This is a genomic window from Micrococcaceae bacterium Sec5.1 (genome assembly GCA_039636795.1).
Taxonomy (GTDB): Bacteria; Actinomycetota; Actinomycetes; order Actinomycetales; family Micrococcaceae; genus Arthrobacter.
Genome location: CP143430.1, coordinates 1,239,622 through 1,259,207, shown reverse-complemented (window position 1 = coordinate 1,259,207; position 19,586 = coordinate 1,239,622). Strand labels below are relative to the sequence as shown.

The 19,586-nt window shown below is 62.4% G+C and carries 21 protein-coding genes; 7 read left to right on the top strand and 14 right to left on the bottom strand.

What is annotated here, in order from left to right; genetic code table 11:
- Nucleotides 1-113: 113 nt before the first annotated feature.
- From VUN82_05940 to VUN82_05930, 3 genes are all read left to right on the top strand, one after another.
- Complete coding sequence (locus VUN82_05940) at nt 114-833, top strand: DUF2306 domain-containing protein (protein ID XAS73381.1); 720 nt, start codon at nt 114-116, stop codon at nt 831-833.
- Between the two features lie 71 nt (nt 834-904).
- Nucleotides 905-1,219, top strand: a complete 315-nt coding sequence (locus tag VUN82_05935) for a metalloregulator ArsR/SmtB family transcription factor (GenBank protein XAS73380.1) — start codon at nt 905-907, stop codon at nt 1,217-1,219.
- Nucleotides 1,216-1,623, top strand: coding sequence for an SRPBCC domain-containing protein (locus VUN82_05930; GenBank protein ID XAS73379.1), 408 nt, complete (start codon nt 1,216-1,218; stop codon nt 1,621-1,623). Before VUN82_05935 ends, VUN82_05930 begins: the two co-directional genes overlap by 4 nt.
- Here the strand turns inward: VUN82_05930 and VUN82_05925 are convergent, their stop codons facing one another.
- Genes VUN82_05925 through VUN82_05915 form a run of 3 tightly spaced genes read right to left on the bottom strand, consistent with a single transcriptional unit; the run spans nt 1,624 to nt 4,124 of the window.
- Nucleotides 1,624-2,232, bottom strand: coding sequence for a helix-turn-helix domain-containing protein (locus VUN82_05925; GenBank protein XAS73378.1), 609 nt, complete (start codon nt 2,230-2,232; stop codon nt 1,624-1,626).
- Nucleotides 2,233-2,244: 12 nt separating this feature from the next.
- The gene (locus VUN82_05920; protein XAS73377.1) at nt 2,245-3,090 is read right to left on the bottom strand and encodes an alpha/beta hydrolase; all 846 of its coding nucleotides are present in this window, start codon (nt 3,088-3,090) and stop codon (nt 2,245-2,247) included.
- 41 nt (nt 3,091-3,131) lie between these two features.
- A complete protein-coding gene (locus VUN82_05915; GenBank protein ID XAS73376.1) occupies nt 3,132-4,124 on the bottom strand; it encodes an NADP-dependent oxidoreductase in 993 nt (330 codons plus the stop codon).
- 259 nt (nt 4,125-4,383) lie between these two features.
- Between VUN82_05915 and helR the strand changes: the two genes are divergently transcribed.
- The gene (gene helR / locus VUN82_05910; GenBank protein XAS73375.1) at nt 4,384-6,615 is read left to right on the top strand and encodes an RNA polymerase recycling motor ATPase HelR; all 2,232 of its coding nucleotides are present in this window, start codon (nt 4,384-4,386) and stop codon (nt 6,613-6,615) included.
- Nucleotides 6,616-6,680: 65 nt separating this feature from the next.
- On the opposite strand, the gene VUN82_05905 is transcribed toward helR, so the two are convergent.
- The 6 genes from VUN82_05905 to VUN82_05880 all read right to left on the bottom strand — a co-directional run bounded on the left by VUN82_05905 (nt 6,681) and on the right by VUN82_05880 (nt 11,516).
- A complete protein-coding gene (locus VUN82_05905; GenBank protein ID XAS73374.1) occupies nt 6,681-7,136 on the bottom strand; it encodes an SRPBCC domain-containing protein in 456 nt (151 codons plus the stop codon).
- A 78-nt stretch (nt 7,137-7,214) separates the two neighbouring features.
- Entirely contained in the window at nt 7,215-7,553 is a 339-nt protein-coding gene (locus VUN82_05900) for a hypothetical protein (GenBank protein XAS73373.1), read from the bottom strand.
- Nucleotides 7,554-7,595: 42 nt separating this feature from the next.
- Entirely contained in the window at nt 7,596-8,576 is a 981-nt protein-coding gene (locus VUN82_05895; GenBank protein ID XAS73372.1) for a TIGR03086 family metal-binding protein, read from the bottom strand.
- 23 nt (nt 8,577-8,599) lie between these two features.
- Nucleotides 8,600-9,223 carry a metalloregulator ArsR/SmtB family transcription factor gene (locus VUN82_05890; GenBank protein XAS73371.1) on the bottom strand — a complete coding sequence of 208 codons (624 nt, stop codon included), beginning with the start codon at nt 9,221-9,223 and terminating at the stop codon, nt 8,600-8,602.
- Nucleotides 9,224-9,321: 98 nt separating this feature from the next.
- A complete protein-coding gene (locus VUN82_05885) occupies nt 9,322-10,695 on the bottom strand; it encodes an MFS transporter (protein ID XAS73370.1) in 1,374 nt (457 codons plus the stop codon).
- Nucleotides 10,696-10,778: 83 nt separating this feature from the next.
- Entirely contained in the window at nt 10,779-11,516 is a 738-nt protein-coding gene (locus VUN82_05880) for a GAF and ANTAR domain-containing protein (GenBank protein XAS73369.1), read from the bottom strand.
- A gap of 269 nt (nt 11,517-11,785) precedes the next feature.
- Here VUN82_05880 and VUN82_05875 point away from each other — a divergent pair, with 269 nt between their 5' ends.
- Complete coding sequence (locus VUN82_05875) at nt 11,786-12,217, top strand: hypothetical protein (protein ID XAS73368.1); 432 nt, start codon at nt 11,786-11,788, stop codon at nt 12,215-12,217.
- Between the two features lie 30 nt (nt 12,218-12,247).
- Here the strand turns inward: VUN82_05875 and VUN82_05870 are convergent, their stop codons facing one another.
- The 5 genes from VUN82_05870 to VUN82_05850 form a co-directional block, all read right to left on the bottom strand.
- Nucleotides 12,248-12,505 (bottom strand): helix-turn-helix transcriptional regulator, encoded by a 258-nt coding sequence (locus VUN82_05870; protein ID XAS73367.1) that lies wholly within the window; start codon nt 12,503-12,505, stop codon nt 12,248-12,250.
- Between the two features lie 93 nt (nt 12,506-12,598).
- Nucleotides 12,599-13,621: a LacI family DNA-binding transcriptional regulator gene (locus VUN82_05865; GenBank protein ID XAS73366.1), complete on the bottom strand. Its 1,023-nt coding sequence runs from the start codon at nt 13,619-13,621 to the stop codon at nt 12,599-12,601.
- Nucleotides 13,622-13,646: 25 nt separating this feature from the next.
- Nucleotides 13,647-14,393, bottom strand: a complete 747-nt coding sequence (locus VUN82_05860; GenBank protein ID XAS73365.1) for a cupin domain-containing protein — start codon at nt 14,391-14,393, stop codon at nt 13,647-13,649.
- Nucleotides 14,393-15,355: a PmoA family protein gene (locus VUN82_05855; GenBank protein XAS73364.1), complete on the bottom strand. Its 963-nt coding sequence runs from the start codon at nt 15,353-15,355 to the stop codon at nt 14,393-14,395. Before VUN82_05855 ends, VUN82_05860 begins: the two co-directional genes overlap by 1 nt.
- A gap of 29 nt (nt 15,356-15,384) precedes the next feature.
- Complete coding sequence (locus VUN82_05850) at nt 15,385-16,491, bottom strand: Gfo/Idh/MocA family oxidoreductase (GenBank protein ID XAS73363.1); 1,107 nt, start codon at nt 16,489-16,491, stop codon at nt 15,385-15,387.
- 200 nt (nt 16,492-16,691) lie between these two features.
- On the opposite strand from VUN82_05850, the gene VUN82_05845 reads away from it, so the two are divergent.
- Both VUN82_05845 and VUN82_05840 read left to right on the top strand, forming a co-directional pair.
- Nucleotides 16,692-19,037, top strand: a complete 2,346-nt coding sequence (locus tag VUN82_05845; GenBank protein ID XAS73362.1) for a glycoside hydrolase family 3 N-terminal domain-containing protein — start codon at nt 16,692-16,694, stop codon at nt 19,035-19,037.
- A 22-nt stretch (nt 19,038-19,059) separates the two neighbouring features.
- Nucleotides 19,060-19,572, top strand: a complete 513-nt coding sequence (locus VUN82_05840) for a GNAT family N-acetyltransferase (GenBank protein ID XAS73361.1) — start codon at nt 19,060-19,062, stop codon at nt 19,570-19,572.
- Nucleotides 19,573-19,586 lie beyond the last annotated feature (14 nt).

Genomic DNA, 19,586 nt, shown 5'->3' with positions numbered 1-19,586 from the left:
GGGCCCTCCAGCCTGATCGGTTACGCCAACCATTGACAGTGTGTACAGCGTACACCTACGCTTTCCCTCATGAAGGTGTACGCTGTACACCTACGAGTCAAAAGGGCCAGATCATGAGATCAGAAAGCTCCACCGCAGGGTTCCGAAGCCGTTTCGGGCGGGCGCAATGGCCAGTCCCCACTGGATTGATCTTCCTGAGCCTCATCCCGGTTATCGCCGGGGCAGCCCGCCTTACCGAACTGACGGGCGGCAGGGCCGTGACGCCACAGAACGAGCGGTTCTTCGACTCACCCATACCAGTGGTTACCCACATTGTCTGCGTCACCGTCTACTGCCTGCTCGGAGCCTTCCAGTTCGTCCCCTCGCTTCGTAGCGGCAGGCGCAAGTGGCACCGGATGACGGGCCGCATTCTCGTTCCCGCCGGCCTTCTTGCCGCACTCTCCGGCCTGTGGATGTCCATGTTCTACGCGCTACCGGAGGGCGACGGCGAGGCGCTCCTGATACTTCGGCTCATCTTCGGATCGGCCATGGTGGTCAGCATCGTCCTTGGATTTTTAGCTGTTCGTCGCCGGGACTTCGTTGTGCACAGTGAGTGGATGACCCGGGCTTACGCAATCGGTCTCGGCGCAGGGACGCAGGCCCTCATATTCCTCCCGTGGATGCTTGTTTTCGGCCCTACAGACGAGGCGGCCCGGGCGGTACTCATGGGCGCCTCCTGGTTCATCAACCTCGCCGTCGCCGAGTTGATCATTCGCCGACGGGCAAGGAAGTCTGTGTCAGCATCCCATTCTGCGAGGCGACCCGTTCAGACGCCTGTGGAATCCTCGCGATAATCTGCGCGCATGGCGCAAGCTTGGGACTGCCCAAGTTGTCATTTCGGAAATTTCCGACATATCATCATCAGGTGCTTCCCGACGTCTTCGGCGCCCTCGCGAACCCTTCGCGGCGTACCATCCTCGATAGCCTCCGTGAGGGTCCAATGACGGCGGGCGATCTCACGGGCCGTCTGGACCTCAGCCGCTCTGCAGCGTCCGAGCATTTGGCGGTCCTGCGGGAAGCTGGGCTGATCCGGGAGGAACGGCAAGGCCGGAACAGGATCTACCATCTTGAGGCCGACGGCCTGCGGGATGCCAGCAACTGGCTGAAGCACTACGAGCAATATTGGAACCAGCGGCTCGACGCCCTGGCCGAACTGTTGGATGAGGAAAACACACCATGACCGAAAACGCCATCAAACTCGAGCGCACTTTCCCGCACCCCAAAGAGGCAGTGTGGGCTGCCCTGACCACCCCGGAACTGCTCGCCCGCTGGTGGGCTGCCGGCGACATCGCCCCCGTGGTGGGCCACCGCTTCACCATGGACATGGGCGGCTGGGGCCAGCAGCAATGCGAAGTCCTCACGGTGGAGCCCGGCTCAGCGATCACGTTCATGTTCGCCGAAGGTGTTCTGGACACCAGCATCACGTGGCAGCTCGAAGCCACAGAAGACGGCACCATCCTGCACTTTGAGCACGCAGGTTTCCGCCTCGATACCCCGATGGGAAAGCAAGCCCTCGAGGGGATGGGCAACGGATGGCCGGGCCTTCTCGCTCGGATCGACCAGGTCCTGGTTAGCGTCACCTAGCTAGCTCCCCGTGGCCAAAACCACGTTGATCTGATCGCGGATCTCGTCTCGGACTTGCTCGTCGGTAAGACCGCCATTGGCGGAGGAGCTCATGCTGATGAACATGATCGCCGAGATGACGCGGGCAATTTTCGCTGGGTCCCGGGCCGTCAAGTGCTCATCCCGGCCCAACACCTCTGCGATGGCGGCTTCCGTGCGCATGGTCAACGCAAGTGCCTCCGCGTGGTGGGGTTCGCTGGGATCACCGAAGACGATCTCTTTCAAGTAGGTCCGGCCGTTCTCGATCTGGACCCGGTTGCATTCGATGATGGGCCGGATGATCGCCATGATCCCGTCAAGGACGGCTTCTTCCTGTTCCGCGGCGGCGACGCCCGAGTTGAGCGCGTCGGCATATTTGACGTTGTGGACCAGGAGAAGCAGCTCCGCCTTTGTCTTGGCGTACAAGAACAAGGTTCCCGATCCGACGTCGGCCTTGTCAGCCACTTGCTGAGTGGTGACCTCGTCTACGCCGTACTGGGTGAAGAGCTCACGGGCCGCAGCGGTGATGCGGTCAAGCTTCTCCTGCTTATTCCGCTCACGTCGGCCAAGGGTCTGGGGCACAGCCTGCATTCAAATACCGTATCAGCGGCCCAGGAATTCCAGGGCGACGGGGACGAACTCCTGGTGGTACTGGAAGATTCCGCCGTGCCCTGAATCGGGGTAAATGACCAGTTCGCTGCCCGGAATCCGGCGGTGCATATCCTCGGAGAGCCGGGATGGAACCATACGGTCGTTGTCGCCGTTGGCGATGAGTGTCGGCTGGGTGAGTGCGCCCAGGTTGGCCGGTTCAGTGCGACCCCACTTCTTGATGGCCTTCAACTGCGTCTGGAAAGCCTTGGTCTTGATCGGTGCGTCCAGGTTGGTGGTGCGCTCTTTGAGCCGCTGGATAAATGCCCTCGCGGCGGGCTTGCCAGCGGCATTGCGGTTGAAGAACAGGAATTCCTTGGGGTCCTGCCGGGTCAGGGTGGCTCGCAGGACGTCGTAGTACGTGACGCGGGCAACCTTGTCGATGTCCTTTCCACCTGCAGGACCAGTGCCGGCAAGGACGAGCTTCCGCACCAGTTCCGGGTATTTGACCACCAACGCCTGGGCAATCATGCCTCCGAGCGAGAATCCAAAGAGGTCTACTTTCGCGTACCCGAGCGCCTTGATGAAGGTCGCGGCGTCATCCGCCATCTCCTCGATCGTGCCCGGAACGTCGCCGGTAGTGGCACCGACACCACGGTTGCTGAAGGTGATCACGTGGTGCTTCTGGGCAATGGGGTCGATGACGCGCGGGTCCCAGTTGTCCATTGTCGCGGCGAGGTGGACCAGGAAGACGACGGGGATTCCACCCTTCGGGCCCAGCTCACGGTAACTGTAGGTGACGCCGCCGGCGGTAACTGTGCTGACCGGTGCATCCTTGTAGGCGGTGATGACGTTGCTCATGATGTTTGTTCCTGACTTTTGATTGGCACTACTTGATTGATTCAGTGGCTGACGACTGTTTTGCCGCGGACGCCGCCCTTGTCCAGCTCAGCAAGGACGTCCGGCGTCTGGTTGAACGGGACTACCCGGCCGACGACGGGGCGGATTTCCCCGGCGTCGATGAGTGCGGCAATCTCGCGGAGCTGGCTGCCGTTGGCGCGCATGAAGAGGAATTCGTAGGTGACGCCGAGACGACGGGCTTTACGCCGGATGCCAGCACTAATGAGGGCCACAGCGCCCTTCATCACGACGTTCGCGCCGAGCTGTTGAGCGAAACTGGGATCCGGCGGGCCCGAGATGCCGATGGCCTTACCGCCGGGCTTGAGGACCTTCAGTGAGCGCTCCAGATTCTCGCCGCCAAGGCTGTCCAGAACCAGATCGTAGCCATGGAGGATCTCCGCAAAGTCCTCTGTGCGGTAATCAATGACCACGTCTGCCCCGAGCTCGCGGACAAAGTCCGCGTTCTTGGCGCTCACCGTCGTCGCAACGGTGGCACCAAGATACTTGGCGAGCTGGATCGCGATGGAGCCCACTCCCCCGGCTCCCGCGTGAATCAGGACCTTCTGGCCAGGGCCAACCTTGCCGCGTTCCACGAGTGCCTGCCAGGCGGTCAACGCCACCAAGGGCAGGGACCCAGCTTCGTCCATGCTGATCGACGCCGGCTTGATGGCCAGGTCCGCCTCGGCCACTGCGATGCGCTCGGCAAACGTTCCGATGCGGTCCTGATTCGGGCGGGCGAAGACCTCATCGCCCGGCTTGAAGGACCGTACTTTCGCCCCGACACTGACCACTACTCCGGCAAGATCGTTGCCAAGGATCAGCGGCAGCCTGTACGGGAGAATCTGCTTGAACTCCCCCTGCCGGATCTTCTCGTCCAATTGGTTCAGACCGGCCGCTTTCACCTGCACCAGCACGTCATGCTCGCCGACCACCGGCTCGGGAACGTCAACCTCTTGCAAGGCTTCTTTGTATTTGTTGAGGACGAAGGCTTTCATTGGGGTTCTCCTGACTAAATAACTGAGTTAACTCAATTCTGAGGCCACTCAGTTCTTAAGTCAAGAGGAGGCCATGCCGCCTCGGGAAAACGGCACGAAAAAGGAGACACGTTGTGTCTCCTCACTTTCAATCTATACGGCACCGGGGGGCTTGCCGCAAGGCCCAGGGGTTGCTGCAAAATTGAGAGCCGACGCCGGAAGTACGCGCTGTTTCAGATGCGCGGTTCCGGCGCCATCAGCCCAGAAAGGAGCTGACAGCGTGCCTCTCACAACCAGCGCGTTCAACCTTCCCGAGCACCTCGCGCCCAAAGCAGATCCAGCCCTGATCGCCGCCGACGAGCAGCACTTCGCAGCCATCGCTGAAAGCCTTGAGCAGACCATCTCCGAGCTGTCCGACCAGCTCGATGCCATACGGAAAGCCCCCAGTCGCTTCGGCCAGGAGGCAGTGGAGAAGGACGTTGAAACCCGCCGGCTCACCGGCCGACTGCGTGCGCTGCGTCGCTTCGGACTAGACCTCTGCCTCGGTCGCGTAGTCCCTTCCGGCGACACGGAACCGCTCTACATCGGGCGGCTCGGCCTCACGGACAGTGACGGCCGCCGGCTGCTGATCGACTGGCGCTCCCCCGCCGCAGAGCCGCTCTTCGGAGCCACCCACGCCAATCCCATGGGCCTGGCAGGCCGCCGTCGTTATCGCTGGACCCGCGGCCGGATCACCGACTACTGGGACGAAGCTTTCACCGCGGACCCGGCCTCCGCAGGCCAGGCCTCCGCAGATCCGCCCGGCGGCACGGCTGCCCTTGAAGACCTTTCAGCCTTCATTGCCAGCTTGGGGAGCAGCCGTTCGGCTCGGATGCGGGACGTGCTGGGCACCATCCAAGCGGACCAGGACGCCATCATTCGCGCGTCTTCCCGGGGTGGTTTAGTGGTCGACGGCGGTCCGGGTACAGGTAAGACGGTGGTCGCCTTGCACCGCGCAGCGTATCTCCTCTACTCGGACCCTCGCCTCGGTCACCGCAGGGGCGGCGTCCTGTTTGTCGGCCCGCACCGCCCGTTCCTGACGTACGTTGCGGATGTCCTTCCCAGTCTTGGCGAAGAAGGTGTACAGACCTGCACCCTTCGGGACCTAGTGCCGGAGGGAGCCGACGCTGCAATTGAGGCCGACGCGGTTGCCCGGCTTAAATCTTCGGCGGACCTGGTGAAAGCAATCGAGCCGGCGGTCAGGTTCTACGAGTCACCACCGAAGGAGGGCATGGAAGTCGAGACACCCTGGGCCGACGTCTGGCTCAGCGCCGACGACTGGGCCGAGGCTTTCGACGTGCCAACACCGGGCACTCCCCACAATGAGGCGCGCGAGGAGGTCTCGGACGAACTGCTCACCATCCTGGTGGACAAGTTCGATACGGACGAGGTTCCGGAGGACTTGCTTCGGCGGTCCTTCGCCCACAATCCGGATCTGGTGGAAGCGTTCAGCCGGGCGTGGCCACTGCTTCATTACACGGATCTCGTGGCCGACCTTTGGCGGGTGCCAGCGTACCTGCGTTTGTGCGCGCCTTGGCTGAGTCCTGATGAAGTGGGAAAGCTTCAGCGGGCAACTCCGAACGCCTGGACGGTGTCGGATTTGCCCCTCCTGGACGCAGCGCGGCAACGATTGGGCGATCCTGAGGCATCCAAGCGAAGGCGTCGACAGAAGGCCGAAGCCGCTGCCGAGCGTGAGCTCATGGACCGCGTGGTGGAAGACCTCGTGGCTGCGGACGATTCCGAAATGCTGGTCATGTCCATGCTGCGCGGCGAGGACATGCAGGAGAAGCTCATGGATGAGCCAGTGTTGATCGCGGACCCGGACCAGCTCGCCGGCCCCTTCGCCCATGTGGTGGTGGACGAGGCGCAGGAACTGACCGACGCCCAGTGGCAGATGCTCCTTCAGCGTTGCCCGTCCCGGAGCTTCACCATCGTGGGCGACCGCGCGCAGGCCAGGCACGGATTCACCGAATCGTGGCAGGAGCGCTTGGAGCGCATTGGGCTGAGCAACGTGAATCTGACGCATCTCAGCATCAACTACCGCACGCCCGAGGAAGTCATGGCGGAGGCCGAACCCGTCATCAAGGCCGCCCTCCCGGACGCCAACGTGCCCACGTCCATCCGAAGCGGCGGCCTCCCGGTCATCCACGGATCCGCCGCAGACCTGGACTCGATCCTCACCACGTGGCTTGATGCGCACGCCGAAGGAATCGCTTGCGTCATCAGCAAGAACGACGTCGGACGCGGCTCGCTCCCAGCGTCGGCGCGCCTCCGTTGGCTGGCCCCGGAGCTAGCGAAGGGACTCGAGTTCGACCTCGTGGTTTTGATTGATCCGGAGGAATTCGGGACGGGCATCGAAGGAGCCGTGGACCGCTATGTTGCGATGACCAGGGCCACCCAGCAGCTGGTCATCCTCACCACTGCCGAGACCACCGCCAAGTCCACTGCAGAGCCGGCCCGCGGCAACCGCTGAGACCCTCAGCACCTCCGCAGGCGTCTTGCCAACCGCCCCAGGGACTGCCGCCGTCGTCGACTGTTTTATTGAGCTGCCTCGGCGGCCGTTTTCAGGTCGGCCGCGAACTGTTCGAAGCTCGCGTCGAAGGATGGGATCTTGCTCGCAAACAGGGGAAAGATCGGCCCGCCGATGCGTTCATTCATCTCGAAGAGCGTCTGTCCGCCGTTGGTTTCCGTGAGGGTGTAGACGCGGCTGCCCAGTGCGTCGCCCCATACGAGCCGGCTGGTGGGTTCGAACTCTTTGACCTTGAGTTTGAACGTGCGGCTGGGATCCATCGTGGACACCAGCTGGAGGGTGGATCCTGGTTTGATTTCACCCTTCAAGGACACGATGGTGGAGTTCCATCGGGGGTAATCGGCCGCGGTGGTCAAGACGCGCCAGACTGTGGCGGCGTCGGCGTCGATTGTCGTAGCCACCTTGGTGGTGCGGCTGAACGTCTTGCTGACGGTGGTGGCGGTTCCATCTGGACTGGTTGTCATCGCATTCCGCTTTCTGAGAATCCGCACGTGCCCGTTGCCATCAGCGGCGGGCACATGCCGGGACCGGTCATTCGAATGCTACATTCCCGGGATCTCCTGCGCCTCGTGAACCTCGATTTCGCAGCCACCGGGCATGTTCAGGTGCGGGTGGACTTTGGCGAGCTCAACGGCGGCGCCGAGGTTGTCGGCTTCGAGGATGCTGTAGCCGGCCACTTCACGCTGGCTGGGCGCCGTGCTGCCATCGGAGGCCACTCGGACTCCGTTGGCCAGCGGCGTGCCGAAGTCCACCAGGCGATCGCCCACCTTGGCACCCCACGCGTTCCACTCCCCCATGACGGCTGCCATGTCATCCGGCGACGGCGGGGCGGCCTCGGCGGGGGTCATGGGTGCGTGATAGATGAAAACGAACTTGGACATGATGGTCCTTCTTTCCTGCTGTTTGTTTGTTTTTGAGGGGTTTTAGAGGGTCACAGTGCGGCCGGTGAAGGCCACGAGCCGTTCCAGGCTGCTGGCTGTCTCCGCCGTAGGCTGCTCGGGCGCAAAGCTGCCACCGGATCGGACCTGCTCGGAGATGGTCTGCCGGGCAAGTTCCGTCACGTAATCGCTGACGACGTCGGACACCGCCACTTGCTGCCCCGTCGCCTTCGCGAAGTCCCAAGCATGGACGAGCAGTTCGAGGTTCAGGATCCCGGCGACCGTGGTTGCAGGCAGTTCGGCGAACCCCATGTCAACGGTGCCTTCAAGGCCGCGGTTGCTGAAGGCTTCCAGCGCGGGCTGGGCCAACTCGGCGATCCGCACCTCTGGCGACGCGTCCTTGTGGTCCACAGGTGTTGCTCCGAGCGCGTGTCCGATGCCCTTCAACGATCCGGCCAAGTGGTCCAGCAATTCGCTGACGTTGAACTCCTCGCACGGCGTGGGCTTCGCAGTGTCCTCTGGAGCGACGTTGCGCAGCACGCCAAGAAGGATCGCTAAAGAAGCTTCAGCCGAGCTCAGTTGGTTGATGGGATCGGGCGCCCATGCCCAGTCGTCGCTTCCGGCGCCGTCCTTGGATGAAGCCGCAGCCAGCAGACGATCCAGGTAGTGGTTCCAGCCCATGGCGTGCGATGTTTCCTGCTCCTCGGTGAGCCCTTCATGCAACAGCCGGAGGGACGTTCCGTCGGCGTCCGGCTCCAATGTGATGCTGATGGTGGAGGCTCCAGGGGGAAGATCATCCTGGCCCTCCCAGCCCCACGTGAAGACGACGCGCTTGCCCGGTTCGATTTCCTGGAAGGTTCCCGCGGCATTGTGGCCGGGGGTAACGGTCCAGCGGAAATCCCCACCGATCCGGAGGTCCACCCGGGCTGCGACCGTTTGCCAACGCCGAAGTCGCTCGGGCTGGGTGATGAGGGCGAAGGCCTCGTCGGCTGTGACCGGCAGGTGGATGGTTTTGTCGAAACTCATGTGCGTCCTCGCCTTGAAAGTTATTAGTGGTCTGGGTGTCGTTGTTGCTGGTCGCCCCGGCGTTGGGCAAGAGCGGCAGCATCGGATGCAAGGAGGTCCAGTTCGTTGGTCCAGAACTGGGAAACAAGATCACGGAGTCGGCCCATCCCCTGGGGATCGAGCCTGTAGTACCTGTTTCTCCCTTCCTTGCGGGCCATCACCAGGCCCGCTTTCTCCAACAACAACAGGTGCTGTGAAACAGCGGATCGGCTGACCTCGAAGTGAGCGGCCAAGTCACTGACCGCCTGTTCGCTGCCAGCCAGGAGATGAAGCAGTCGACGCCGATTGGGCTCAGCAGCTATCTCCAGGGCATCCAACACGAATAATACGTTAGTGGTGGCTAACGCATTAAGCAAGAGGTGTGGCTGGTGCCTTCCTTTTAGTGCCTTCCTTTTGACAACTCCGCCTTGCGGGAGCTGCGATGTCGCGGGGGCTGCCCCACGCCGTCGTCGTTGCAACAACGCCGTGAGTGGCAACACCAGGCGGGAAGCCACCACGGCGGCGAGCGTCACCAGAGTCACAAGAATGGCAATGGTTACCAGCACCAGCCACAATTCGGGTGCGGGCGAGCCACTAAGAATTTCCGGGGTATTTTCGAGTCCAAGCATCTACTTCTCCTGCAATCCGGGGCGTAACTATTGCAGTGGTGAGTACGAATTAATGCCGGAACATGTCGCGGAAGGCGCGATTCTTTGCGTCGGTTGTTCTATCGCGTGTCCGCAGTGGGCTTCCGCCACATCACGGCCAGCACCAACACCAGCACGTTCAGGCTCAGCATCACCAGCACCATGAGTCCCCAGTTGGCTTGGTTCACGCCCGAGCCATACAGAACGCCAATCAGCACGGTTGCCGTGATCGCGCCAAGGTACCTGCAGGTCTGGAAGATTCCGGCAGCTACTCCGCGTTCCTCCGGTCGTGCTGAAACATAGAGGCCTTGGTTCGAGGCCGTGCTCACCAACCCATAGGGAATGCCCATCATTGCGGTCAGCACGAACACCAAAGGCGCCCACAGAGACAAGGTGAGCGCGCCCAGACCGGCTGCCGCAACAGTCAGAATAAGGACACCGGCGATCAGGACGGAACGCACGCCGAACCGCTCCATCAGCCGCACGGTCAGTGGCGTCACCACCACCGACAACGCCGCAAGGGGCAGCATGAGCAGGCCTACTACACCGGCGTCGTAATGACCTGCCTCCTGCAGCAATTGCGGCAGTCCGAAGAAGGCAAAGTAGTAGACGCCGCTGAAAACGATGAACAGCAAATACACCAGCAGCAGCGGCCGGTTCCTGCCCAGCAGGCGGAGGTCCAGGAACGGCGGCCGGAAGCGCAGCTCGCGCCAGGCGAAAAGCCCGCCGATCACTGTCGCAGCACCCAGAAGCCACCAGCGGTAGGCCGGCATCACGTTAAGCAGCGCCATCATCGCCAGCATCAGCGACGTGACGAATGCGAGGATGCCGGGGATGTCGGAGTCGCGGATCAGCGCCGATAGCTTGCCCGTTTCGCGGCCGGAGTCAGCTGGGGCAGCCTTGTGCACCACAATGAGTGCAACCAGCGCGATTGGCACGTTGATCGCGAACAGGGCCTGCCAGCCGACCAAGCTCACCAGCAATCCGCCCACCACCGGGCCCACCGCAGCGGCCGAGGTGTTCGCCATCTGGATCCTGCCCAGCGGCCGGGTGGACGGCAAGTTAGCGAGCTTGCTCAGTTCGGTGACCATCACGACGGCGGAGGGGTACGCCGTCGCAGTCCCGACAGCCATCAGAGCGCGAGCCACACACACCAAAGCGAAGCTGGGAAGGAACGGTGCGATGACGCAGGTGACCGCTACCAATGCCATGCCGAAAGTGAACAAGCGGCGGGGGCCGAAGCGGTCGGCGAGCCTGCCCATGAGCGGCTGGCCGGCGGCGGACGCGAGGTAGAACGACGTGATCACCCAGGTGACGGTGGCGACGTCGAGCGCGAAATCCTCCCGCAGCACTACCAACGCGACCGCGATCATGGACGAGTTCAGCGGGTTCAGCGCCGTCCCGAGGCTCAGCGCAGCAATTGCGAGGCCGGGCCGGGGTCTATTCGTCGTCACCCACCCAAGTCTGCTCCATAGTTGCTTCGGGTTACGAAACGCGTTCGCGGGGCGGACATTCGTCGCGGGGCGGACATTCGCCCTTACTCCTCGAAGTGAGTCGTGATCTTCCCCGAGGACACGGCGGCGATGATCGACCGGGCCAAATGCCGCAGCTTGATGTTCCGATTGCTCGAAGCCGTTCGCAGGATAGTGAAGGCTTCCTCCTGGCTGCAGTGGTTCTGCGCCATGATCGCACCCACGGCCAGGTCGATCACCGTGCGCGATTGCATCGCAGCGGCAAGATCGTTCCGCGCATCGCTTAGCTGGGCGATCTTCAGCGCGAGGCGTAGCGACTTGGAGGCGTGCGATGCGAACACCTCGGCGCGTTCCACGTCATCGTCACTGAATGCATGGGTCTGCTCGGAGTAAAGGTTCAGGGCAGCGCGCGTATCTCCCTCGACCAACAGCGGCACGCTCAGTATGGACCGAAGCCCTTGATGGGAGGCGGCCTGGACATATTCCGGCCAACGGTGTTCGCGAAGAAGGTCCGGGACCAACACGGAGGTCAGCTTGTCCATGGCCGTAAGACAAGGGCCTTCGAAGGTGTTTTGGAGTTCGTCCATGACGCGGGCACGGTCATCACTGCTTGCGGCCGTCGCGGACTTCTTGCGCCGAAGGACTGTGATACCGCAATAAACAGGAGACTTGCGGTGTGAGAGGCTCTCTGCCGAGAAAGAAGCGAGATCGCCGAGAAAAGCCTCGACGTCTTCGCTACCCAGGACAAGATCCAGAAAATATCCATTCTGGAGAGCTTCCTGCTCGGGGCGGGGGTTTACCATGTGGCACGTTCCTACTGACTGAAAAGCGTCCCCAGCAGACAGCAAAGGAGCGAATATCGCCGCCCTCTGCAAAACGGTCTGAAGACACCATATCGTCCAACGATCAACGGTACAAAGTGCGGCACGACATGCACTTACCAGCGGATCCATGAACCAAATCTGCCCGGTTTTGTCAATCCAGGCAGGGTGTCACTTCGAACCGAAAGTAAGTAGGCTTACTTTATTATCCGAGTCCGGCCACCGGACGATTCGTGCAAAGGAGACATCTCATGGGCGTTGAAGACAGCATCCGTAAAGCCGCCGAAAACGCGATGGAAGACCTGGCTGGCACCTCCGATCCCGTGGACGATCAGCACGTGCCCGAGCCCGGCGCGAAGGACGACGACATCCAGGTCCACTCCTCCATCAGCGAAGGTTCAAACGCGATGGATTCCGAATCGCCCGACAAGGCCGCTCAGACAACGTCGGACCGTTCGTTCGCCGTGGCTGGCGACGGCGAGGCCCATGAGGAGCCCACAACCCGCAGTGCAGGAGTAACCGACAGCGACATGAACCAGGAGCGGGAAGGGGACCGCGACGTGCCCGCCGCATCGGGCGACGTCCCCGGCCCCGCAGGTCTGCCGAATGGAACGCCGGACCAACTCCGGGCAGACCCCTCTGAAGGCGACGAAGACCCGTCGACGAGCATGGGTCGGGGCTGATTTACGAACAGTAAGCGTGTCGGTAGAGCGCTAGGTTTTTACCTGCAGCCGGGAGAAACGCGGAATCAGGGCGACGTCCCGATTCAGCGCTCGGATGGCAGCTGTGGCTGTTTCTATCGACACGCTCTCGCCTTGTTCCAAGCGAATGATCGTGTGACGACTCGCCTTGATCATCTTGGCCAACTCACCTTGCGTCAGGTTCTGCTCTTTCCGTGCGCCCCTGATCGCTGAGCCTAAGGACTTGGCATCGAAGGCTCTAAACCAGACAGTTTCAGAGGGTTGTTCCATGGATTGACTTTAACCGCCGCGAGGCAGCTTTTGTTGAAGAACATGAACATTCTGACAAAAACAGCAAAAGTTCAACTTCTGCGACATCAGCCGTTAGGGGCGCGGCGCCGCCGTCGAAGCCCGCACCACAAGCTCCGTTCCGAGCTCGATGCGCTGCGGCAATTCTTCGTCGCCTTCAAGATGACGAAGTAGCGCCCGCATGGCCGTCTCAGCCATCTGCACCACGGGCTGGCGGACCGTGGTGAGGCCGGGTTCGATCCATTCAGCGGCTGGAATATCGTCGAAGCCGATGATCGAGAGATCTTCCGGGATGCGAAGTCCGGCAGAACGAGCGGCACGGTAGGCACCGAGGGCTTGCGCGTCGTTGCCCGTGAAGATGGCCGTCGGCCGGTCATCCAGGGCAAGGAGAGCCTCAGTCCCCCGGGCGCCGGATTCCGTCGAGAAATCGCCCGGCACCATCAACGAAGAGTCCGCGTCAATACCAGCCCGGCGCAGCGCAGCCAGATAACCGTCCTCACGGGCGCCGCTGCACTGAAGGTCCTCGCGGCCGCCGATCATGCCAATACGCTTATGACCGAGTTTCAAAAGGTGCTCAGTTGCCGAGAAGGCCCCGTCCCAGTTTGCAGCGCCGACAGTCATAAGGTCCGGCCCCGGCTGGCCCACGGGGTCGATCAGGATCACAGGGATTCCGAGCGCCTTGATCCGTTGGATCTGCTTCGAGTCCAGTTCGTAAACCGCCAGCAGCACACCGTCGGACTTCCGCTCGGCGAGGTTCGCCAGCCACGGCCGAATCCGCGATCCGTCCAGGGACAGGCTGCTGACCACCGTGCCATATCCGGCTTCCTGGGCAACGCGCTCAACGCCCTCAATGATCTCGCAGGCCCATTCCGAGGCCAAGCCCGGAAACACGAGGTCAACAAGCCCGGCTTTCTTGCTCCGTTTGGCAGGGCGACGAGCGTAGTCGCGCTTGGCGATGATTTCTTCCACCCTGGCGCGCGTAGCGGCTGCGACATGGGCGTGGCCGTTCAGGACCTTGGACACCGTTGGCACGGAGACTCCGGCCTCCCGGGCGATCTCGCTGATCGTCGCCCGCCCAGAGTCCTGCTTGGTCACCATGGAACGCACCCCTTTCGGCCCGGGATCACCTCCCAGCAGCAATAGTTTCGGAAAGTTCCCACGCTTGGATTCGGCCACACATGCCGTAAATCCTGCGGGTTTTCCGTTCGCCCATCGTAGTCCTCGAGTCTTGCAGATAGAAACTTTCCATCGACTCGAGAGAGTCCAAATTGCCCTGAGTGAGCTCAGCCTGCCGCGCTGCTCCTTCGGCCAAATAGCCGCGCCACGTTCCTGCCCTGCCACTCACCAATCGAACGGCTGCGCCATGAAACTCGGCCAGCGCCGACACGCCGGATTTGATGACAGCATTCTTCAGCTCCAGATATCCCTCCAAAGCCAGGTCCCGACGACGCCGCGCGGCCGCCTCGGCAGCCGCGTCACCGCCGTCGGCGTCCCTGGACGGAAGTGAAGTAGCGCGGGAGTACGCCTCGACGTCCACTAAATGCTCTGGCGGGAACGTCATCACGGCGTCGCCATTCTCGGGAAGACCAGCGTTCTGCATGACAATCATCACCCTGAGATCCCCGGAATCGTTGATCGCACGGTGGACGGTTCCTGGTGTGAACCAAACGACGGCTCCAGGCACCAGGTCCGTATTAGTGAAGCCACGCGAGTCCAGCGTCTCCAGCCGGCCGGTTCCTTCCAGGACTATGTAAGCCTCAGTCGAGGCCGTGTGCACGTGAGGGGACCCGCCGGCCTCACCGTCAGGGCTCGGCCAGTTGTAGATGCTGACTTCGGACACAGCAGTCGCGCCCGGGAATGACGTGCACACTAGGCCCAACCATCCAAGGCGTCCCGGGCTGCCACGGCGAGCGCAGTGGCTGAATCTGCATCGATATCACCATCGGAAATCACGACGGCGTACCTGTACTTGAGCGGTTCGCCCACCTTGAGCGGGACTACTTCGCTGAAGAACGGCGCCGAACCCAGGCAGGCGAACATCGACGAGCGGGCAAACCATTGGTTGGACGCACCCTCGTTGGCCTGGTCCTCCACGAACATGATGGTCGACTTCCGGCACGTGACGTCGTGCTGTCCGGTGAACGCTATCCATGGTGATCGCGTGCCCATGAACTCGTCGGCTCCAGTGCCGGCTTCCGAGCGGAACTCGCCACCGGTGAAGGACCTCGGACCGCGCCAGAACAGGCCGCCATACCCTGCATTGTCCCGGCCTTCCGTGGTGGGGCTGCCGATACCGATCTCGGCACCGGAGACATTGCTCATCTCCGTTTCGAAAAGGAGTGCCCACGCATTTTCGGATGGCAGCAGGCTGATGGCGAAGCGGCGATGCTCCCGGATGAGGGGCAACCCCTGTTGACCAGGCTCTGTTGGCTGTGACGTCCAGAGCAGGGCCTCAGCTGCGGTAATGGCAGACGCAGATTCCTCGATGTAACTGAAGGCTTCATGGTTCATGGCCCCGTTGTTTTCCAGGTTGGCGTAGCCGGTCTCGCGGGTATAGGTCGCACCACCCCAGAAGTTGTGCTCTCCCACGTTGGGCAGCGCCCAAGAGAGTCCCTTGTGCCAGACGTGGTCCCACGGACGGGAGATAGTGACTTCGTCGCCCTCCAAGGTGGTGAGTGGGTGGAAGAAGGGGCGGGGGCTTTCGTACTGATCATCAGTGGGGCGGTACGTGTAGCTCGCGATGTCCTGGCCGCGGACTGTGAAAGTCAGGGAACGGCCGTCGTCGGAATAGCTGAGGGTGGCGGTCTGGGCGGTTTGGGCTGAGGTGGTCATGGGTTCTCTCCGTTGAGTCGGTGGGGGTTTCAGGAGCGGGCGGTGGAAGCCAGGACGCGGGTCCCGCGGCCCTCTCCATCCATGCCTGCGTAGAAAGCGTGGCCGGGAACGATCTCCCCGCGCCGCACCGGCTTTCCGGTGAACGCGGAGGCGTAAATTGCGGCAGCTAACTCAAGTGTTTGCCTCGCTGAGTCCGCTCCCGCTGGGAGCGGGAGTCCGGCGTCGAGCGCGTCATACATCGCCAGGAATTGTGCCGAGTGGCCGCTGCCCCGCTCCAAGGGTTCGGCATTCCAAGCACTCGTCACCTGGTCCTCATGACCAGGTGCCGCAGTGATGGTCCAATCCCTGGTGCCATAGCCGTACAGGTGGCTGAGCTCGATCGTGGCGAACTCGCAGTCGACGCGGATATCCGAGGTTTCCCGGGGCGAGAGCAGCGAGTTGATAACCGTGGCAGCGGCGCCATTTTCGAAGCGAACCAAGGCAGCGGAGAGGTCCTCGGTGGAAGTGGCCCTGGCCTGCCGGGAGGCGATAGCCGTGACTTCTTCCCAGGGGCCGAGCAGGTGAAGGAGGAGGTCGAACTGGTGGATGCCGTGGCCCATGGTTGGACCGCCACCTTCAGCCTTCCAGGTACCCCGCCATGGCAGCTCAAAATACTCATCCGGCCGGTACCAAAGGGTGTCGCAGCGGGCAACGAGCGGGCGCCCGAAGTCGCTGCCACCAATCAGGGCACGCGCTGCGGCCGAGGCGTCACCAAAGCGGTGCTGGAAGACGCAGGAGAACTGCGCGCCGCCTTGGGCTTCGGCGTCGTTGAGGCGGTCGAAGTCCGCGAGGCTGAGCGCTGGCGGCTTCTCGGACAGGACATGCACACCCGCTTCGAGGCACTCGATGGCTTGATCGATGTGCATCATCGGCGGAGTGCAAAGGTGCACGATGTCCGGTCTGGCTTCGGCGAGCAACTGGGTGAGGCTTTGGTATCTCCCGGCGATTCCGTGTTCATCGGCAAAGGCCTGCAGCCGCGCGTCGTCGACGTCGCATGCAGCCACCAGCTCTGCCCTGTTATCGGTGCGGGCAAGGTTGGACGCGTGCACAGCCGCGATCCCGCCCGTTCCCACGATTGCCACTCTGTACGTCTGCATATGAGGTCTCTCCAACAGGTTCTGGCTTTGATAATGTCCGAAAGTTTCTGATTCTTAGCGCTGGGAACTGCTCGCTATTGCACCGCGCTGCGTCAACGCTATGAAGAATCTGCTCGTAAATCAACACATTTCCGCCCTAGAAACTAATCGCAAGTTTCTGATAGTTTCTAAAAATCGCCAATCAACCCAAGGAGAAGCCTGTGAGCAGCAGCGCCGCTGAACAGCAAGCACTTGCCCGCGTCCCCGCCTCGGACGTCGTGGAATACCTCATCCGCGAAATGACCTTGGAGGAAAAGCTCGCCCAACTGGTTGGCGTGTGGGTCAATGCTTCCAGCGACGGCGATTCCGTGGCACCCCTGCAGAGCCAGATGGCGGGCGACGCGCGTTCCTGGGACGAGGTCATCTCCCATGGGTTGGGCCAGATTACGCGCATGTACGGCACAGTTCCGGTGGACCCGTCCGAGGGCGCCCGGCGACTTGCAGCTGCACAGGAACAAATCATGGCAGCCTCCCGATTCGGCATCCCCGCGCAGGTGCACGAGGAATGCCTGGCCGGTTTGGCAGCATGGAAGGCAACGGCTTTCCCGGTCCCCCTGGCTTGGGGTGCCGCGTTCAACCCCGCTTTGGTCCGGGAAATGGCGGTCAGGATTGGCGCTTCCATGCGAAGCTTGGGCGTCCATCAGGGACTGGCACCCGTGCTCGACGTCGTCCGGGATTTCCGATGGGGTCGCGTGGAGGAAACCATCGGTGAGGACCCCTACCTGGTGGGCACGGTCGCGACCGCCTACGTTCAAGGGCTGGAATCCACAGGCATCGTCGCCACCCTCAAGCACTTCGTCGGCTACTCGGCTTCCCAGGCCGGCCGCAACCACGCACCCGTCTCCATGGGCCCTCGCGAACTCGCGGACGTCATGCTGCCGCCGTTTGAAATGGCGATCCGCCACGGCGGGGCACGTTCCGTGATGCACGCTTATACCGACGTCGACGGCGTACCTGCCGCCGCGAACCGCGAACTACTCACTGGGCTGCTTCGTGAGGAGTGGGGTTTCGCGGGCACTGTGGTGGCCGACTACTTTGGGATCGCGTTCCTTGACGTCACGCACGGTGTGGCGGCCGATTCCGGTGACGCCGCCGTGCTCGCGCTGCGGGCCGGCGTCGACGTTGAACTTCCCACCGTCAATTGCTTTGGTGAGCCGCTGGCCGCACGCGTTCGCGAGGGCGCCGTGGACGAATCCGTGGTTGACTCGGCGCTTCGACGAGTTCTTTCCCAGAAGGCCGAGCTTGGTCTTTTGTCGCCGGACTTCTCTGCGGTGCCGGCTGCCCTTTCCGGCCCCATTGAACTGGATCCTGCCGAGGACCGGGCGCTGGCCCGTGAGCTCGCTGCACAGTCGTTGGTGCTGCTGAGCAACCGGGCCTTTGCCGGGTCGCCTGCATTGCCCCTTTCTGGTTCCGGGACGATTGGCGTTGTTGGGCCGTTGGCCGAGGACCCCTTCGCGATGCTCGGTTGCTATTCCTTTGATGCACACGTGGGGGCATCCCATCCGGACGTCCCGATGGGCATTTCCGTGCCGACGGTTGCGGGCGTCGCTTCCTCCCGACTGCAGTCGGTGGTGAGTTCCGTGACCGGGAACTGTGAGTCAGCCACCGAGGCCGAGATTTCCGCAGCCTGCGGTGTCGCCGCATCCGTTGATACCTGCGTTGTGGTGGTTGGCGACAATGCCGGACTGTTCGGCCGGGGCACATCAGGCGAAGGAAACGACGCCGCCGATCTCCGCCTTCCCGGAGACCAACACAGCATGCTGGACCGCGTCCTCACCGCTTGCGCCGATTCCGGAACCCGTTCCGTCGTGGTGGTACTCAGCGGCCGACCCTATGCTCTTGGCGACTTCTTGGAACGCGCTGATGCGATCGTGCAAGGCTTCTTCCCCGGCGAAGAGGGCGGCGAGGCACTCTGGGACGTGCTGACCGGCGTCGTCAATCCCTCCGGAAAGCTTCCCGTTTCTGTGCCCCGCTCCCCCGGCGGACAACCTGGAACGTACCTTCACTCGCGGTTGTCCGGGCCTACCGAAGTCAGCGCACTGGACCCGTCTCCGCTGTTCGGCTTCGGACACGGTTTGTCCTATACGAACTTCGAGCTCTCAGATCACCAGTGCAGCGCCCCCGTGATGACGACGTCGGACTCGGTTACGGTCCGTTGTATGGTGACGAATTCGGGTGCTCGCGCTGGCGCTGAAGTAGTGCAGCTGTACTTGGAGGACCCTGTGGGGGAGGTTGTTCGTCCCTTGCGCGAGCTCATCGGCTATGCCCGCGTAGAGCTGGAAGCCGGCGCGTCCGCCGTCGTGGATTTTGTTGTCCATGCCGACCGCACATCCTTTACCGGGCTCGACCTAAAGCGCGTGGTGACGCCCGGCTTGCTGAAACTGCATGTGTCCACATCTAGTACTTGTGATGTTCATACACACGAGGTGATCCTGGACGGGCCGCGGCGGGTTGTGGGGTTTGAGCGGGAGATGCTGACGCCGGTGGAGGTTCGGGTTTTGGCTTGATTGCGGTCTGTAGGCTGTGGTGATGCTCCCCCATCCCACCGCCAGGCTACGCTTCCGCGAGATGACGCCGGCCGACCTTGAGGATATGGCATGCATGCTCGGCGATCCTCGGGTCATGGCCTACTACCCCGCTCCGAAGTCACGGGAAGAAGCTGCGGCTTGGATCGCTTGGAACGAGGCCAATTACGCCCGTGACGGGTACGGGTTGTGGATTCTGGAAACGCACGACGGCGGTTTTGTGGGCGACTGCGGGCTGACCTGGCAAACAGTGAACGGTCGCTCGGAGCTGGAGGTCGGCTACCACGTGCGATCGGCCCTCCAGGGGCGAGGGTATGCCAAGGAAGCTGCTCAAGCTTGCGTTGATTTTGCGCGCGACGTGCTCTCTGTCCCTCGGCTCGTAGCCATCATCCATCCCGACAACATTGCCTCCCGCCGAGTAGCCGAGCACATCGGGATGACCCATTTGGAAGATGACCTGGGTGGCTCCATCATTCGGACAGTCATGGGGATTGAGCTGGGCTCTGTGGCTTCCTGACCTTGTTTCGTCTC

Bases quoted from the DNA above. Each gene is read 5' to 3' on its own strand.
- VUN82_05940 (XAS73381.1), top strand. From the start codon at position 114: ATGAGATCAGAAAGCTCCACCGCAGGGTTCCGAAGCCGTTTCGGGCGG.
- VUN82_05930 (XAS73379.1), top strand. From the start codon at position 1,216: ATGACCGAAAACGCCATCAAACTCGAGCGCACTTTCCCGCACCCCAAA.
- VUN82_05925 (XAS73378.1), bottom strand. From the start codon at position 2,232: ATGCAGGCTGTGCCCCAGACCCTTGGCCGACGTGAGCGGAATAAGCAG.
- VUN82_05920 (XAS73377.1), bottom strand. From the start codon at position 3,090: ATGAGCAACGTCATCACCGCCTACAAGGATGCACCGGTCAGCACAGTT.
- VUN82_05915 (XAS73376.1), bottom strand. From the start codon at position 4,124: ATGAAAGCCTTCGTCCTCAACAAATACAAAGAAGCCTTGCAAGAGGTT.
- VUN82_05905 (XAS73374.1), bottom strand. From the start codon at position 7,136: ATGACAACCAGTCCAGATGGAACCGCCACCACCGTCAGCAAGACGTTC.
- VUN82_05900 (XAS73373.1), bottom strand. From the start codon at position 7,553: ATGTCCAAGTTCGTTTTCATCTATCACGCACCCATGACCCCCGCCGAG.
- VUN82_05895 (XAS73372.1), bottom strand. From the start codon at position 8,576: ATGAGTTTCGACAAAACCATCCACCTGCCGGTCACAGCCGACGAGGCC.
- VUN82_05890 (XAS73371.1), bottom strand. From the start codon at position 9,223: ATGCTTGGACTCGAAAATACCCCGGAAATTCTTAGTGGCTCGCCCGCA.
- VUN82_05880 (XAS73369.1), bottom strand. From the start codon at position 11,516: ATGGTAAACCCCCGCCCCGAGCAGGAAGCTCTCCAGAATGGATATTTT.
- VUN82_05875 (XAS73368.1), top strand. From the start codon at position 11,786: ATGGGCGTTGAAGACAGCATCCGTAAAGCCGCCGAAAACGCGATGGAA.
- VUN82_05870 (XAS73367.1), bottom strand. From the start codon at position 12,505: ATGGAACAACCCTCTGAAACTGTCTGGTTTAGAGCCTTCGATGCCAAG.
- VUN82_05865 (XAS73366.1), bottom strand. From the start codon at position 13,621: ATGGTGACCAAGCAGGACTCTGGGCGGGCGACGATCAGCGAGATCGCC.
- VUN82_05855 (XAS73364.1), bottom strand. From the start codon at position 15,355: ATGACCACCTCAGCCCAAACCGCCCAGACCGCCACCCTCAGCTATTCC.
- VUN82_05850 (XAS73363.1), bottom strand. From the start codon at position 16,491: ATGCAGACGTACAGAGTGGCAATCGTGGGAACGGGCGGGATCGCGGCT.
- VUN82_05840 (XAS73361.1), top strand. From the start codon at position 19,060: ATGCTCCCCCATCCCACCGCCAGGCTACGCTTCCGCGAGATGACGCCG.